Below are 14,946 nucleotides of genomic sequence, written 5' to 3' on the forward strand. Positions count from 1 at the left end.
GAAAAGAATTGCCGCTTAAGTCGAACTCACGTTAATTATTCACTACTTTTGCGCTTGTATTTATAATTAAGCTTATGTCGCGCACCACATTACTACTCTGTAGGGCAATAGTAGTAGAATTTGCAGTGATTATTATTTCCTTTTCTCTATTTGGAATGCTTTATTATGGAAAAGAAGGTTTCTTGACTGGTATAAGTCTCTTTTTTCCTATCATTATAGGGGCACTCCCTTGTCTGCTGATAGCCTTGTTTATAGGAAATCATATAAAGCCTAATCCTCAACAACTCTTTGAAAACATTTTCTTAGGGGTTATTCTCATGTTCCTATTTTTTCTTATTGCTGTCATCACAGCGGCGGTAGTGCTCTATTTCATAATGGAAGGCCGATGGATTCATTCACAAATTCTATCAGAAATACTCACCTTATCTTTCTATGGGGGCGGTATCCAGACGCTTGGAGTAGGGATCTGGTTAGGAGGCAAGTTCTGTCTTATTAAGCAATCCTCTGAAGAGTAACCTGTGAAAGTACTGTTTTTAATCTTTATAGTTAGCTATTCACAAAGTATGCTTAGCCAAACTCAGGCAAGCATAGATACCCTATACCGACAAGATTTTAAGGATTTCACACTGCTATTGGTAAGAGATGACACCGACGAGGAAAAAGCAGAATTCCAGACACTTTATATAGACAAAAAATCAGGAGAAGCAACTAAAATATTTGTCTCTACTTATAAAAAGGGCTCTAATTGGACAACAAGTAAATATTTAGGAGAAGGAGTATATCATACTTATAATATCATCAAAGGATTTCATTTAGAAAATAAGCTACTTGTTTTTTATTCTTGTTGGGGAGTAGTAACCGCCGTAAGTTTTGATTTAACTACAATGACACACAAGACCTATTATATAGGATTATACCCTCATACGGGAGCTTTTGCATATCTTTCACATAGTATGGAAACCAAAGAATATAAAGGTATATTCTATTTTCATATACAAGCAGGACAACAATACGGTGGGAGAGCTAATATATTAGGCTACTTTAACCCTAAAACCAATGAAATGTATGACTATATCCCTGATAATACGCTTGGAAAACGCATTTCTGATATAGATAAATCTTTTGAAAGCCTAAAAGAAGACAAAGAAACTTCTCTTTTTATAAGAAAATTACTCATAAGGCTCAAATTAGCCCCTGATAATGTAGCAATTTCTTATCTGTTTAGGTTTGCATATCAAAATTTCACTTATTTTTTCTATGTCAAGGACAATTCATCTGTAGAGATTCTAAGATATGATAGCGAAAAAAAGGAATGGTTCGTTAGAAGCTATAGTGCCTCTCCTTCACTAACATCTGAAAAGCCATAAAACCTTTAGAAAACATACAAACCCCCTCCCCGCTTATAGAAAAATCTACTGGCGGGGATTTTTTATATCCCCAACTTATAGTAATATCTACACCTTAAAAAAATATTTATAAAATAATATATAGTAAGTTTGCTTATTATATAAAAACATATTATCTTTGCGCCTGAATAAAGATGTAAATTTAAATTATATATGAAAGTTTTAATTATCAACGGGCATCCTACTATGGAGACGTCTAACGCCAATAAGGCTATTTTAGAAGAAGTAAAACGCTTGCTCCCTGAGGCTGAAATAAGTAACTTGCAAGCCCTTTATCCTAACTATCAAATTGATGTAACAGCGGAACAAGCTAAACTTGTAAAAGCAGATGTAATTGTATGGCAATTCCCTGTGAATTGGTATTCGCTTCCTGCCTTGCTGAAAAAATGGTTAGACAACGTATTTTCACACGGCTTTGCTTATGGCGACAACAAGCTGATGGGCAAGAAACTCATCCTTTCTTTCACTACTGGAGCACCTGAAGAGGCTTACCAACACGGTGGCGCACAGAACTATCCGTTTACCGATTTTCTCAACATTCACCGCCAAACTGCCAATCACTGCAAACTGCTTTTCCAAGAGCCTGTAATCTCTTATGGAATGAAGTACATTCCAGAAGTAATGCCCAAAGAAGCACTTACAACCTTACAACAAAGAGCCAAAGATCACGCCGCTCGATTGGTTGCGAAAATCAAAGAATTAAGCTAATTTTGCAATTGATAAAAATCGCAGTGTGTCACATGGTTTTTATTCCATTTATAAATGAAAAACAGACCTATCAAATATTGGATTATCGTGGCGAGCAGAGACCACGTACAAATGGGCGTTGCGGGAGGATTTGCCCAAGCTTGCCACGGAAAGGCACAGCCTTTGAAACGTATGCAGGAGGGAGACGGTATTCTCTATTACTCTTCCAAACGCTATTTTGGAAAAGAAGACAAATGCCAAGCCTTCACGGCTATTGGCAGAGTGAAAGACGAGGAAGTCTATGCCTTTCAGATGAGTGAAAAATTTCTGTCCGTTTAGGAGAAATATTACTTTTGTAGACTGCGAAGAAACTCCTATAGCCGACCTTATCGAGCTATTAGACTTTATCCCCAACAAAAAAGCGTGGGGATATCCTTTTCGCTTTGGTATTTTGGAAATATCCGAGAAAGATTTTAAACTTATAGCCTCTAAAATGTTACACAATGACCTCTCAGCCCTCAATTTTTAGTTTAAGAGCCGAAGAAAGCTCAGGGCTTTTACTTTGGCAGGTAAGTATGTTATGGCAACGCGGAATCAAAAAAGTGTTGCAACCTTTCGACCTCACACACCCCCAGTTTGTACTCTTGGCGAGCGCCCAGTGGTTTGCCCAACAAGGAAAAGAAATCACGCAGGTATCTTTGGCAAATTTCACCAAGATAGACCCAATGACCACCTCGCAAGTGGTGCGCACTTTGCAGAGCAAAGACCTCATCACAAGGGAAGAACACAAGACCGACACCCGCGCCAAAGTAGTTGCTATCACCGCTCAAGGTGCCGAACTCATTACGCAAGCTGTCGCTAAGGTCGAGACTTTCGACGATGAATTTTTCAGTATTTTGGCAACCGAACAGCCCTCGTTCAACGCTCAACTGCACAAACTTTTGACGAATTAGCAGAATTGTTTTGCTCCTTACTATCCTTATATATAGGTTTTCCTATAGGTATTAATGGCGTGAATGCTTTGAAGAAGATGTAAGAAAGATAAAAAAGCCACTCCCCCTTAGTAGAAAAAGATAACAGTGAGGAGGGTTTTATCAATCGTCAATTGTGTATCGTCAATTGTTTTGTACCTTTGTCCTCTCTAAAATTATTTATACTATGCCATTGGATATTGTTATTTTTAAGCAAGGAAAGGAGAAGGAATATGTATCAATTGATGAAAAACTACATCAATTGATGTTTTCTCAAGATGCTATAAAACAAGGTAGATGCAGAGAGCTCTCTAAAATCAAGGATTATTACCTTACAGATATTATTTTTATGGGAAAAACGCTTACAAACTTTATTGAAGATCTTAGAATGCTTTCACTTTCTGAACTTTCTCCTATAATAAAACTATTAGAGCAAGCAGAAATAGAGAAAATACATATAAATGGAGACTAAAATAATATAGATGATGACGGTTATTAATATAGGAAATCTCTTAGATACTTGTAAAGATGAATATTTCTTAGTGGAAGAATCTACAGGAAATATATATTATCAATATAAAGGAGAAAAGAAAGTATTTATAAATTCTGATAAGGATTCTTTTGACAAATGTTTATTCGCATATAGTAACTTTGTAAAAAATAATAACTTTGGTCTCGTTACTGCTGAAAATATTATAAATATCTGTAAGAAACATATTCAATATACTTATTTTATTATTCAAACAGATTTTTTAGGAGCTAAATCTTTCTTTTGGCAAGAAAAATTATATGATATAGCCATACTTATAGAAGATAATTATTCTATTCTATCTCTTTACAAGGACTTTTTTCTGTTTTATGAAACAAAAATGTATATTAACAGTAGTATTGCAGAAATTGATACCTATCAGGAATATCAAAATATAAACAAAGAGTCTGTTATTCGGACGATCCAAACTATTTATAAAGACCTTTCTATCGAAAACTTACACACTATACAATTAAAAGTTATGGAACTTGTCTTGGTTTCTCTCTACGGAAAAGCTCGTTTTGATGATTTTCTTCTCAGAAGAGAGAAAAGAATCAAAGAAATAATGGGTATTTAAAATAAACGTGTGGATATCGATATAGTGATCTATTCAATAGGAATGTAAAAGAAACTCCCCATTAGTAGGAAATACTACGATCGGGGGAGGATTTTTATTCCTTACTCTTTACTTTCTCTATAGTTTTCGTATAAAACGTAGTAATATTAAGTCCGTATTGGGTATATTCACCTTTTTCTATAAACTTTTCGCCTGAGAAATAGATTTCTTGGGTGTAAGTAGTGTTATTTTTGGGAGTTTGTCTCTCTATTTCGAAAACGAGCTTATCAGTATCTATATATTTTCTTTTCTTGTCAAGTGAAAAAGGTAATTGGGGTTCGTTAGTATCTACTCTTCCTAACATCTGAAGACCTTTATCATCGTATGCTGCATATAAAGTACTATAAACAGTGGTATCAGCTTCGTTGATGATAGTGCCACCATGCATTTTTAGGTTTTTTTTGTATTTGTCCTTAGTGCTTATCATAAATACTTCCGTATCTATAAAATAATCCCCTAATTGGTCATCTAAAAAATCTAAGATCGTAGCAATATCCCTCTTTTTGAATATTTTTTTATTTAAGAAAAGAGCATATTTATCACTTAGTAAATACTTATCTTTATTTACATATATAATATTAGGTTTTTCAAAGTGAAATAAAAGAGTAGCCGTACGATTTTTATCACCTACGAGTAGTTTTAGCTTATTATCAGCTATTTTCTTTGTAGTGAGGAAGTAGGAAAAGGTATCTTTTTGCGCTATATCCTTTGGGGTGTCTTTTTTATGGACAAATAAAGTATCCTTTCTACGGTTGAAGCGCAAAAAGGTATAGTATTCACGGCTCTCCTTTCTGTCGGGGAGTAGTGAATCGGTTTGATTGTCTATGGCATAGCTTTCGTATTGTGTTCTAAGTAATACTGCTTTTTGTGCCCATAGTATATTTTGCCCCCAAAGGAGGACTAATAATAAAGAGAGTAGTCTTTTCATTTGTTAATTCTCTAATTGGCTCATCTTCTCAATACGTTTGTTGAGTTTTTTCAATTTCTTTTTGATTTGTTTTTCTTGGCGTTTGGCACCTCGTTCGAGAGTCTTAGCAAACTTTTTTTGCTTTTTGCTGATATGCCTATTAAAAGCAAACGCTACATCTGCGTATTTACCTGTTAAAGAATTTTTTGCATTTTCTTTGTCTTCGAGGACTTTGGTAAGTTTGGCTTCCAATTTCTCCTTTTCAGCTTGTAGCTCGGCAAGGGGTGAGAGTTGCTCTTGAGACTGTGCTAAAGCAAAACTGCCTAAAAATAGCGTGAATAGGGCTGCTATCAAAAATCTTTTCTTCATATTTTTAGTGTTCTTATTTTTAAAGGCCACAAAGATAGTCATAATTCTGTAATTATCAATTGTTAATTGACTAATTATCCTTACCTTTGTACTCGCAAAACACCTCTTTCAGTAGTAGAGACTTGATTAACCATTCACCATGACTTCTTTCGTAGCTATAGACTTTGAAACCGCCAACAAGTACCGCAGTAGTGTATGCAGTATAGGACTTGTCTTCGTTGAAAATTCTGAAATTACTGAAACTTTTTACGAATTGATAAAGCCTTGCCCTAACTATTATTCTCCCTTCTGTACCCAGATACATGGGCTTTCGCAAAGTGACACCGAAAATGCACGTCTTTTCCCTGAAATATGGGCAGAGCTATTGCCTAAGATAAAAGACCTGCCTCTTGTAGCTCATAACAGCGCGTTTGATGAGAGCTGTTTGCGGGAAGTATTGGCTCATTATGGATTGCCCCCACATACCAATCCCTTCTTTTGTACCTATCGGTTAGCTCGCAGACTGCTGCCTAAGCTCATCAATCACAAGCTGGACACCGTTTCCGCTTATCTAGGCTTTGATCTAAAACAACATCATCATGCCTTAGCCGATGCCGAGGCATGTGCTCACATCGCTCTAAAACTAACTAATGAGTGAATACAGTGCTTTGTACTAAGTGAAATGCTGGTTTCTATATTTTGGAAAAACTCAATGAAATAGAGGGCTAGTTTGCGCCTCTCAGGCTGTCAATTGGAGAGAAGTAGGACACAAACTAAAGTTACAAACAAAAATCCTATACAAAATGAATGAATGTAGCAAAAAAATAAATGAAAAATACTTCCCAACTATCAATAAAGAAAATTCATTTGAACTTACTTCTCAAAAAAAATGGAATGAAAAATTTTTTAATATTAATTACACTTTATTAGATAACAATAGTATTGATATTTCTGATGAACTATGTAATGAAATAAAATATTTGAGAGTATCTGATGAAGGTAAAAATTTTTCCTTTCTAAAGAAATATTTAGAAAAGATGACCCATTTACATACTATTGAGCTTCCTGCCATTCATTTAGAAAAAATCCATAAGTTACCTTTCCCGAAAAATATTAAAACTTTAAAAATTATAAACAATTCAAAATACAATGATTATTTCAAGGATAATAAAAAGAATTTTACGGCAAATAAACTTCTAAAGAATTGGGGATTAGAGAATATTTCTTGTTTTGATATTATACATCTCTCTAATGCTAAACCTATTGAAGATTTCATAGAAATATCACCCAAATATTTCCCAAACTTAGAGTTCGTTAAATTCAGAGTCTTGAAGAGTGTAGCTTTTTTGATGCAATTAGGTACTTTCAAAACAATAAAACATCTAACCTTGGGAGGGGTATTAATTAACATTTTTCCTCTGTTAAGATCTTTTTCGGATACATTAGAAACATTACGATTTGAAAGTTGTAATGAAGAGTTCACATGGAAAGGGATAGAAGAATTTTACAAATTAGAATCCATTTACTTTAACTCTATTTGGAATGGAATTGATTGCAGATGCTTTTTAGAACTTCCGAAACTAAAAGAAGTTGTAATTATGAATTCTAGGGATATTATTAATATAGAAAGTATTTTAAAGCTCTCCCATTTGGAGGCTTTATGTCTTGTAGATAATAAAGATGAAAAGAAGAAAAATGCAGTTAATAAAGAAAATAGGACTAAGCTTGAAACAATGAGAATACCTCATATGTTTATAGGGTAATATATCGGATGTATTCTAAAGTCTCAATACCTTACCAATCAATACCTAAGCAAGTAGGTGACCTCATCAGTAAGGAGAGATAATGTGTCAATCAGCAGATTAGCTCATTGACACATTGGTTAAAAGTGAAAATTAATCTGGAGGTTGCCTATTTTCGCAAATCGGCTTTCCCACCAATGAGCTTGTGCTTCGGGATCAAAACTCTTATAATCCCTACGGAAATTGTATTTTATAAAGAACCCTGGTTCCGTGGAAATAGAAAAATTAGAACTTAACTGGTATTGTATTCCCAGAAAAGGATTTAGAGCAATACTGGTAAAGTGTTGTTTCCTATTTTCATAATATAGGTAGCGACTCCATAGGTCTACCCCATAGTAGAATTTCCACCTCTTATAATTCCTGAATAATTTATCAATCCCTACTTTCAGAGCTATTTCATAGGTACTATCCTTATTACTTTCTGCTCGATAATCTCCTCCTATACGATAGGATAAGATAGCATCTTTCAGGTAACGATATTCTAACAAAAAAGTATTGGTATCAGAGGGAAAAGCAGAATTGACAAATCGGGAAATTCCTATACCTATCTGATGACGATATACTGGAGAAGTACTAAGGCTATCTGCCTGATTAAAAGACACATTGCCCTCTTGAGCGAGAGCAATGTGTGTAAGAAATAAGATAAAAATATATTTTCTCATTAATTATTTTCTCTTTCAAAGCGTTTGAATATCTCAGTTACTCTATCCTGAAAATCACTCACATAGCTTTCTGCTTTCTCTCTTGAACCATCAGAAAAGATAAAATAGATCACCCCTTTATCATTCTCTTTTTCATATTTCACATCAGCTATTTTTGAGTTTCCTTTGAAGAGTTCTGCTTTTGCATAAGTATTTATCTGTTCTACTGAAAGCTCTTTTCCTCTTTCTGTTTTCTCATTGAGACTCTTCACATCTATGTTACCTCTTATCTGGAACTCTCCTTGAGTTGCGGTAATAGCTATTTTATCAATAGCTTCACCAAGATTAGTTATATTTCCATAATCAGAAGTTTTCAATTTGATATCCGCATGTAGGCCTGTGGTACAACCTTGTGGGGAAGAAAAGGCAAAATCAAAGATAAAGTTTTCTGGATTCTGTCTGTTCCACTGGATAGTTGTCGTAAAAGGATTCGTATATATACTTATATGAGCCGATAGCGGCATAGTAAAGTTTGTTTTCTTCTCGAAAGTAACATTTTTAACTGTTACTTCAAACACCTTTGTATTATCTATGGTAGCATAGAGGTGAGCTGCTGTAGGAAGATACACTTTATCATTCCCATAAGTAGCTTCAAAATCCTCATATTGATCTATCACAAGTTTGCCATTGTTGGTGGCTGCTTCCTTAGTAGCAGGGAAGATAAAAGTAATATTCGATCCATTAGCTTCTTTATCCCAAAGTTCTCTATTCTTGTTCCAAGTATAAGTACCCTTAAGAGCTTGGTAGGCGAACTTCCCTTCTGTATTTTTCTGAGGATCCCAATAGTCCTGAGCTTCAAATTTTTCTCCTAAGAAATTCCCCCAAGATTGGGTTTCTCCCTGATGGTCTCTCACAGTTTCTTTGAAGAGAAGATCATGAAAGAAGTTAGCAAAACCACCATCATTGAGGTTTTTTAGACAATCATAAAAATTGTTCATAGTGTTACGAACCACCGCTTTGGATTCCTCTGCTGTGTATTCTTTCTCGTCATCCTTCTTGGAACATGTAGCAAAAAGGAGTGCCCCTAAAAAGGCAATGGCAATGTTCTTTAATTTCATTTAATATGTTTTTTAAGTTGAGTGCAAAGATACATATTTTTTTTATTAGCAAATATGTTTTAGTTCATTAGTTGATAGAAAGATGAGCCAGTGCACTAATTTGTTTGGCTAATCGGAGGGCTTCTGTCCCTTGTTGGAAGGTCACCACTGGGGTGGTATTATGTTCTATAGCATCGGCAAAGGTCTCCAGTTCGTTAAGAATAGCATTGGTGGGAAGTACTTCGGGGTGTTCGAAATAGATTTGCTTGCGATCCCCCTCTGCATTTTGAAGGATCATATCGTATTCCCCTGGATTTTCGGGAGCATCTTTCATATGAATGACCTCCACTTTCTTTTCCAAGAAATCCACTGATATATAGGCATCTCGCTGGAAGAAGCGGCTCTTGCGCATATTCTTCATGGAGATACGGCTGGCGGTAAGGTTAGCCACACAACCGTTTTCAAATTCTATACGGGCATTAGTAATATCGGGTGATTTGCTGATCACGGCGACCCCACTGGCTTCTACCTGCTTGACGGGAGAATGCACCACACTGAGCAGTACATCTATATCGTGAATCATCAGGTCAAGCACTACGGAGACATCCGTACCTCGTGGGTTGAACTCGGCCAAGCGGTGTACCTCGATAAACATGGGGTTTTTGATAGCGGGTTTCGCTGCTACAAAAGCCGGATTGAAGCGCTCCACATGCCCCACCTGTCCTTTGAGATGATTGGCTTCCAAGAGGCGATAGATCTCCTCGGCCTCCTCCACGGTGTTGGTGATGGGTTTCTCAATAAAGATATGTCGCTTAGCGGCAATAGCCTTCATGGCACACTCGTAGTGAGAGAGGGTGGGGGTTACGATATCTACCACCTCCACTGCGGCAATGAGCTTGTCTATACTATCAAAATAGGTGTAGCCAAATTCGGCCACTACCTTCTGTGCTTGTTCTTGGTTAGGATCATAGAAACCAACTAATTCGTATCTTTCGGACTGATTAAGAAGTTTCAGATGTATTTTCCCTAAGTGTCCTGCCCCTAACACCCCTACTTTGAGTTTATTTTTCATGGTTGGTTGCTTATTTTTTAGTGATATTCATTTTCTCTGCAAAATATTCACAGAAATCCCGCATGGTATCGGTCATTTTCTGGTCTTGAGTGGCTTTATAGAAGGTATCAGCCATGGTTTGGAAGGTTTGGTAGTAGAATACATTCATCTCCTCTAAGGGCATATCCTTCGTCCATAGGTCTATACGGAGGGCTTCTTTGGCTTTGTGATCCCAAACAGAGAGGAACATGGCCTTGGCCTCTTGGTGGGCAATCCCTCCATCGGGAGCTTCCCAGGTAATGCGTTCAGGAATGCGATTTTCGTCCAATTCTACTTGTAGTTTTATTTCAGAAGTATGATTCATCGGTTATTTTTTAGGTTTATAATTTGCTTTTTTGAAAAGTTCATCATTGGAAATAGAGAGTAAGTCCCGCAAAGGAGTATTTTCAGGTTGCTTTTCGATATATTGTTCTATGATGGTAAGGCCTATATAGCGCCCTACCCCCCCTGGCGATTCGCTGTCCAGCTCCAAATAGAATTTGGAGAAGGGTGCCAGGTCTATAAATCGGTTGAGTACTTTCCTATCGGTACTATAGAGCAGTTGGTTTTCTATAAAGTAGCGCCATATCTGTGCCTGGTTGGCTTCTGCCCATTGGTATTTTTCCTGACTGTACTTGAGCAAATCCCATTGGGGCGTATCAGGAAGAAAGCGCTGCGCTAAATAAAGCAACTTACCCTCATAGAGCATGCTATCGAGGAAAGTGGCATTGCGCGGAGCAGGGATAATCGCCTGAGCAAAAGACAGCGCTACATCCACCGGGAGGTATTTAAGTTCTTGTTCTTCAGCGATATATCCTTCCAAGTCCACATAGAAAGGATGCTTGGAACCCAAGTAGTTATCCACCCCTATAAGCAATAGGCTATCGGCATAGATCACTCGTGAGGGGTAATCCACATCGGAAATCAGGGTCACTACCTTAGGGGGGGTGAAGTGGGGAAAGTAGTACTTGACATAGTCACAAATACGCTCTATTTGCTGCTTCTGCTGAGAGAAATCTCCTATGGCCTTGGCTGTTTCGGCAAAGAGTTCGCGCTCCAAGGTATCGTTTTGCTTTTCTATCCACTGCGCATCGGTGGTCGTCTCTGGGAAGAAAAGAGGATAGCTTGCCTTAAGTCGTTGAAAATCCTTTGTTGGGGTATTGAAGAAAATAGAATCCATACGTAGCACCTCTACCTTGGTGGTAGCAGGGACGGTAGGTTGCTTGTTCCTATGACAGCTCAAAAGCAGTACAAGCACTATAGGTAAAAGATGTTTTAAGCTCATTTGTAGGTGAATAGTGTACCATGAATAGTGAATAATGTTTTTCATTTTACACTATATTCACTTTTCATTAATATTAGTGCAAAGGTAATAAAAAATATCTTTTCCAAACAAATTATAGCTACAAATTTGTAATGCAAAAAATATTCCCCTTGGCAAGGGGTATTTTTTACAGAAAATCACTACTTTTGTCATGGATTATATATCTTCTCATGAAAGCAACTTTTCAGCAATACACCCTACAGTTCAAGCGACCTGCGGGCACCTCTCGCGGGGTACTGACCCAGAAGCCTACTTGGCTACTCATTATAGAAGACAACGGACGTCGTGGCATAGGCGAATGCAGTCCGCTCCCTGGCCTGAGTATAGACAACCTCGCTGATTATGAACGCAGTAAGCTCTTATGGGTTTGTAACCACATTACCCAAGGAAAAGATGCGCTTTGGGAACAGCTTCAGGGCTACCCTTCCATACAATTCGGGGTGGAGCAGGCTTTCCTTTCTTTGGAAGCCCAAGAGGAGGGAGTCTTTTTCCCTTCTGCCTTTACCCAAGGCAAAGAGGCGATTCCTATCAATGGCCTTATTTGGATGGGCGACAAAAGCTATATGCAGCAACAGATACGGGAGAAACTCGCTCAAGGATTCCGCTGTATCAAAATGAAAATCGGCGCTATTGACTTTGAAACCGAATACCAGCTCCTTAAAAATATCCGCCAGGAATACGCTCCTTCGGATATAGAGCTCCGGGTGGATGCCAATGGGGCTTTCTCTCCTAAAGAGGCCTTGGAGAAGCTCAAGCGCCTTAGTGAGCTACAGCTCCATTCTATAGAGCAGCCCATTCGTGCGGGGCAATTCGAACAAATGGCACGTCTGTGCCAGGTCTCTCCCCTACCCATCGCCTTGGACGAGGAACTCATTGGGGTAGCTTGCCCCGAGCGGAAAAAAGAGCTCCTCCAGTGGATTCGCCCTGCCTATATCATTCTAAAGCCCTCGCTTATAGGGGGCTACAAAGGTAGTGAGGAGTGGATCACTTTGGCCGAGGAGGCTGGTGTAGGCTGGTGGGTAACCTCTGCCCTTGAGGGCAATGTAGGGCTCTCGGCTATAGCCCAGTGGACTTATACGTTAGGAAATCCTATGCCTCAGGGACTGGGAACGGGCAGTCTCTACACCAATAATTTCCCCAGTACTTTGGAGGTAAAAAATGGAGGCTTATGGTGGATAAAATAAAAAAATGTAATATATTTGCACCAAAATACAAAAGATGGAACAAGTTTATATCTTCACCCTCTCGGCACTATTCCTCTTAGCTACTTTTGACCTAATAGTAGGGGTAAGTAATGATGCGGTGAACTTCCTCAACTCGGCCTTTAGCTCTCGAGCAGCACGCCTTCGCACTATCATGATTGTAGCGAGTATAGGAGTGGGAATAGGGGCTATTTTCTCCAATGGGATGATGGAAATTGCCAAAAAAGGAATCTTCAACCCCGAGATGTTTTACTTCGAGGAGCTGATGGTGATCTTCGCCGCAGTTATGTTGGCCGATATTGTGCTGTTGGACTTCTTCAATACGATGGGCTTGCCCACTTCCACGACTATTTCTATCGTTTTTGAGCTTTTAGGTGCCTCGGTAGGAGTGGCTTTTGTCAAGGAACTCAAGAATAAAGACCGCCTGCTACATGTGATAGATGGGATTAGGGAGTATATCAATACTGATAAGGTTGGAATAGTTATCTTAGCCATATTTGTCTCAGTATTTATTGCCTTCGTAGTAGGGTCTTTCGTACAATTTATCACGCGTATCATCTTCACTTTTGATTTCGAGCGCCGTATGCGCTATTTTAGCGGCATTGTAGGGGGTATTGCCCTGACGGCCTTGAGTTACTTTCTGGTTATCAAGGGCTTGAGCGGTCTTTCCTTTATGCACAAGGAACAGTTGGACTGGATAGGCCAACATATGGGCTTGCTCTTGGGGGGCTTCTTTATTGCTTTTTTTCTCTTAGGACAGCTACTTTATTGGTGTAAGATAAGTATCTGGCGGGTGGTGATCCTATCAGGAACCTTTGCCTTAGCCATGGCCTTTGCAGGCAACGACTTGGTCAATTTTATCGGGGTACCAGTAGCTGCTTGGGATTCCTTCCAGTTATGGAAAGCTGCCGGAACGCCCGTACAGTCCATGACCATGGAAGGGCTTAGGGAAAATGTACAGACCCCTCAGATCTTCCTTATCATCGCTGGCGCACTGATGATCCTGACCATATGGTTCTCCAAAAAAGCGCTCAATGTAATGCAAACCGAGATGAAGCTCTCCCAGCAAGGAGGCGGCAAGGAACGGTTTGAGGCTACCGGACTATCCCGTGGTATTGTCCGCTTTAGCGTATGGGTTACCTCAATGGTGGAAGCCCTTATTCCTAAGCGTACTTTAGAATATATAGAGAGTCGTTTAAAAAAACCGGAGGAAAAGGACATCAACTCGCCCGATAAGCCTGCTTACGATGTAGTGCGTGCAGCTATCAACTTAGTAGTTTCCAGTAGTCTCATCGCGGTAGGTACCTCCCTGAAGCTACCACTCTCCACCACCTATGTCTCCTTCATGGTAGCCATGGGTACCTCCCTAGCCGATAGGGCTTGGGGAAGGGAGTCGGCTGTATTCCGCGTGGCTGGAGTATTCAATGTCATCGGAGGTTGGTTCCTCACCGCCGGAGCGGCCTTTGTTATGGGGCTCATCACAGCGGTGATTCTCTTCTATGGAGAGATATATGGGCTGATTTCCATGATTTTCTTAGTGGGCTACTTGGTGGTGCGCAATGCGATGGCTTACCGTCGAAAACAACGCAAAGAGAAAGAAGCCCAAAAGAAGCGCTTTAACAAGGAAGACCTCATTACCATCAGCGGTATCATGAAGCTCAGCTCCCAGAATATCGCAGGAGCTGTACAAACCATTGATGAGCTATACCGTGAGGTGATTGACAACTTAGCCGTAGAAAATCACAAGGGACTGAAAGCCTGCAAGAAACGCGCCAAAGCTCTTACCTCCGACATAGAAGACCTCAAGAGTGATATCTATTACTTTATCCGCTCTATCGATGATAGTTCCGTGACCTCCAGTAAGTTCTATATCTTGATACTGGACTACTTACATAGCATGTCCAACTCCATTAGCTTCATTGCCGACACCAGCTATATCCATGTGGATAACAATCATAAAAAACTGAAATACAACCATATACGCAATCTTAAGAATATTTCAGAGAAGATGCAACTCCAGTTCCAAAAAATCTTGGAGATCCTCAATGTATCCATGTACTCGAACTCCACCACCCAGCTGATCAAGGATGTGAGTGCCATCAAGGACGAAATTTCTGAACTAATAGAAAAGCAGATACGCGATATACGCACTACCGAGTCCAGCCCCAAGAATACCAAACTCTATTTCAGTTTACTGCTTGAAACTCGTGTACTAATCCGCTCTATCATCAATCTGATGACCCTCTTTAAGAACTTCAAAGACCAGTACAAATTAGTAAGTAACAACTAGGATTGGCCACTGAGGACTAATCATAAAAATTATAGA

17 protein-coding genes and 1 pseudogene are annotated in these 14,946 nt (G+C 38.9%); 11 read left to right on the forward strand and 7 right to left on the reverse strand.

Features of this window, described 5'->3' with window-relative positions; genetic code table 11:
* The first annotated feature begins 74 nt into the window (after positions 1–74).
* The 7 genes and pseudogenes from HMPREF1551_RS08860 to HMPREF1551_RS08890 all read left to right on the forward strand — a co-directional run bounded on the left by HMPREF1551_RS08860 (position 75) and on the right by HMPREF1551_RS08890 (position 4,170).
* Positions 75–515, forward strand: coding sequence for a hypothetical protein (locus tag HMPREF1551_RS08860; RefSeq protein WP_021628772.1), 441 nt, complete (start codon positions 75–77; stop codon positions 513–515).
* 3 nt (positions 516–518) lie between these two features.
* Positions 519–1,367, forward strand: coding sequence for a hypothetical protein (locus HMPREF1551_RS08865; RefSeq protein ID WP_231374974.1), 849 nt, complete (start codon positions 519–521; stop codon positions 1,365–1,367).
* Positions 1,368–1,559: 192 nt separating this feature from the next.
* Positions 1,560–2,114 (forward strand): NAD(P)H-dependent oxidoreductase, encoded by a 555-nt coding sequence (locus HMPREF1551_RS08870; protein ID WP_021628774.1) that lies wholly within the window; start codon positions 1,560–1,562, stop codon positions 2,112–2,114.
* Positions 2,115–2,168: 54 nt separating this feature from the next.
* Positions 2,169–2,622, forward strand: a pseudogene (locus tag HMPREF1551_RS08875) (EVE domain-containing protein).
* Positions 2,597–3,046 (forward strand): MarR family winged helix-turn-helix transcriptional regulator, encoded by a 450-nt coding sequence (locus HMPREF1551_RS08880; RefSeq protein WP_021628777.1) that lies wholly within the window; start codon positions 2,597–2,599, stop codon positions 3,044–3,046. Before HMPREF1551_RS08875 ends, HMPREF1551_RS08880 begins: the two are co-directional and overlap by 26 nt.
* Before the next feature lie 205 nt (positions 3,047–3,251).
* Entirely contained in the window at positions 3,252–3,536 is a 285-nt protein-coding gene (locus HMPREF1551_RS08885) for a hypothetical protein (RefSeq protein ID WP_021628778.1), read from the forward strand.
* A gap of 10 nt (positions 3,537–3,546) precedes the next feature.
* Positions 3,547–4,170, forward strand: a complete 624-nt coding sequence (locus HMPREF1551_RS08890; protein ID WP_021628779.1) for a hypothetical protein — start codon at positions 3,547–3,549, stop codon at positions 4,168–4,170.
* A gap of 94 nt (positions 4,171–4,264) precedes the next feature.
* Here the strand turns inward: HMPREF1551_RS08890 and HMPREF1551_RS08895 are convergent, their stop codons facing one another.
* Both HMPREF1551_RS08895 and HMPREF1551_RS08900 read right to left on the reverse strand, forming a co-directional pair.
* Positions 4,265–5,137: a hypothetical protein gene (locus HMPREF1551_RS08895; RefSeq protein WP_021628780.1), complete on the reverse strand. Its 873-nt coding sequence runs from the start codon at positions 5,135–5,137 to the stop codon at positions 4,265–4,267.
* Positions 5,138–5,140: 3 nt separating this feature from the next.
* Complete coding sequence (locus HMPREF1551_RS08900; protein ID WP_034544577.1) at positions 5,141–5,485, reverse strand: hypothetical protein; 345 nt, start codon at positions 5,483–5,485, stop codon at positions 5,141–5,143.
* 139 nt (positions 5,486–5,624) lie between these two features.
* On the opposite strand from HMPREF1551_RS08900, the gene HMPREF1551_RS08905 reads away from it, so the two are divergent.
* Together HMPREF1551_RS08905 and HMPREF1551_RS08910 are read left to right on the forward strand one after the other, a co-directional pair.
* Positions 5,625–6,122, forward strand: coding sequence for a 3'-5' exonuclease (locus HMPREF1551_RS08905; RefSeq protein WP_021628782.1), 498 nt, complete (start codon positions 5,625–5,627; stop codon positions 6,120–6,122).
* Between the two features lie 145 nt (positions 6,123–6,267).
* Positions 6,268–7,227, forward strand: a complete 960-nt coding sequence (locus tag HMPREF1551_RS08910) for a hypothetical protein (protein ID WP_021628783.1) — start codon at positions 6,268–6,270, stop codon at positions 7,225–7,227.
* Between the two features lie 119 nt (positions 7,228–7,346).
* Here the strand turns inward: HMPREF1551_RS08910 and HMPREF1551_RS08915 are convergent, their stop codons facing one another.
* The 5 genes from HMPREF1551_RS08915 to HMPREF1551_RS08935 form a co-directional block, all read right to left on the reverse strand.
* Positions 7,347–7,928, reverse strand: a complete 582-nt coding sequence (locus HMPREF1551_RS08915; RefSeq protein WP_021628784.1) for a hypothetical protein — start codon at positions 7,926–7,928, stop codon at positions 7,347–7,349.
* A complete protein-coding gene (locus tag HMPREF1551_RS08920) occupies positions 7,928–9,025 on the reverse strand; it encodes a hypothetical protein (protein ID WP_021628785.1) in 1,098 nt (365 codons plus the stop codon). The genes HMPREF1551_RS08915 and HMPREF1551_RS08920 overlap by 1 nt, the downstream gene beginning before the upstream one ends.
* A gap of 67 nt (positions 9,026–9,092) precedes the next feature.
* The gene (locus HMPREF1551_RS08925) at positions 9,093–10,076 is read right to left on the reverse strand and encodes a Gfo/Idh/MocA family oxidoreductase (protein WP_021628786.1); all 984 of its coding nucleotides are present in this window, start codon (positions 10,074–10,076) and stop codon (positions 9,093–9,095) included.
* 10 nt (positions 10,077–10,086) lie between these two features.
* Positions 10,087–10,419 carry a gliding motility protein GldC gene (gene gldC, locus HMPREF1551_RS08930; RefSeq protein ID WP_021628787.1) on the reverse strand — a complete coding sequence of 111 codons (333 nt, stop codon included), beginning with the start codon at positions 10,417–10,419 and terminating at the stop codon, positions 10,087–10,089.
* Between the two features lie 3 nt (positions 10,420–10,422).
* On the reverse strand, positions 10,423–11,274 hold the full coding sequence (locus tag HMPREF1551_RS08935) for a gliding motility lipoprotein GldB (protein WP_081695754.1): 852 nt from the start codon (positions 11,272–11,274) through the stop codon (positions 10,423–10,425).
* A 314-nt stretch (positions 11,275–11,588) separates the two neighbouring features.
* Between HMPREF1551_RS08935 and menC the strand changes: the two genes are divergently transcribed.
* Both menC and HMPREF1551_RS08945 read left to right on the forward strand, forming a co-directional pair.
* Positions 11,589–12,602 (forward strand): o-succinylbenzoate synthase, encoded by a 1,014-nt coding sequence (gene menC, locus HMPREF1551_RS08940; RefSeq protein WP_034544575.1) that lies wholly within the window; start codon positions 11,589–11,591, stop codon positions 12,600–12,602.
* Between the two features lie 34 nt (positions 12,603–12,636).
* Positions 12,637–14,910, forward strand: coding sequence for an inorganic phosphate transporter (locus HMPREF1551_RS08945; RefSeq protein WP_021628790.1), 2,274 nt, complete (start codon positions 12,637–12,639; stop codon positions 14,908–14,910).
* Positions 14,911–14,946 lie beyond the last annotated feature (36 nt).

It is taken from the genome of Capnocytophaga sp. oral taxon 863 str. F0517 (assembly GCF_000466425.1).
Classification (GTDB): domain Bacteria; phylum Bacteroidota; class Bacteroidia; order Flavobacteriales; family Flavobacteriaceae; genus Capnocytophaga.

Coding starts and splice junctions, on each gene's coding strand:
- HMPREF1551_RS08860 (WP_021628772.1), top strand. CDS start 75: ATGTCGCGCACCACATTACTACTCTGTAGGGCAATAGTAGTAGAATTT.
- HMPREF1551_RS08870 (WP_021628774.1), top strand. CDS start 1,560: ATGAAAGTTTTAATTATCAACGGGCATCCTACTATGGAGACGTCTAAC.
- HMPREF1551_RS08880 (WP_021628777.1), top strand. CDS start 2,597: ATGACCTCTCAGCCCTCAATTTTTAGTTTAAGAGCCGAAGAAAGCTCA.
- HMPREF1551_RS08885 (WP_021628778.1), top strand. CDS start 3,252: ATGCCATTGGATATTGTTATTTTTAAGCAAGGAAAGGAGAAGGAATAT.
- HMPREF1551_RS08890 (WP_021628779.1), top strand. CDS start 3,547: ATGATGACGGTTATTAATATAGGAAATCTCTTAGATACTTGTAAAGAT.
- HMPREF1551_RS08895 (WP_021628780.1), bottom strand. CDS start 5,137: ATGAAAAGACTACTCTCTTTATTATTAGTCCTCCTTTGGGGGCAAAAT.
- HMPREF1551_RS08900 (WP_034544577.1), bottom strand. CDS start 5,485: ATGAAGAAAAGATTTTTGATAGCAGCCCTATTCACGCTATTTTTAGGC.
- HMPREF1551_RS08905 (WP_021628782.1), top strand. CDS start 5,625: ATGACTTCTTTCGTAGCTATAGACTTTGAAACCGCCAACAAGTACCGC.
- HMPREF1551_RS08910 (WP_021628783.1), top strand. CDS start 6,268: ATGAATGAATGTAGCAAAAAAATAAATGAAAAATACTTCCCAACTATC.
- HMPREF1551_RS08915 (WP_021628784.1), bottom strand. CDS start 7,928: ATGAGAAAATATATTTTTATCTTATTTCTTACACACATTGCTCTCGCT.
- HMPREF1551_RS08920 (WP_021628785.1), bottom strand. CDS start 9,025: ATGAAATTAAAGAACATTGCCATTGCCTTTTTAGGGGCACTCCTTTTT.
- HMPREF1551_RS08925 (WP_021628786.1), bottom strand. CDS start 10,076: ATGAAAAATAAACTCAAAGTAGGGGTGTTAGGGGCAGGACACTTAGGG.
- gldC (WP_021628787.1), bottom strand. CDS start 10,419: ATGAATCATACTTCTGAAATAAAACTACAAGTAGAATTGGACGAAAAT.
- HMPREF1551_RS08935 (WP_081695754.1), bottom strand. CDS start 11,274: ATGGATTCTATTTTCTTCAATACCCCAACAAAGGATTTTCAACGACTT.
- menC (WP_034544575.1), top strand. CDS start 11,589: ATGAAAGCAACTTTTCAGCAATACACCCTACAGTTCAAGCGACCTGCG.
- HMPREF1551_RS08945 (WP_021628790.1), top strand. CDS start 12,637: ATGGAACAAGTTTATATCTTCACCCTCTCGGCACTATTCCTCTTAGCT.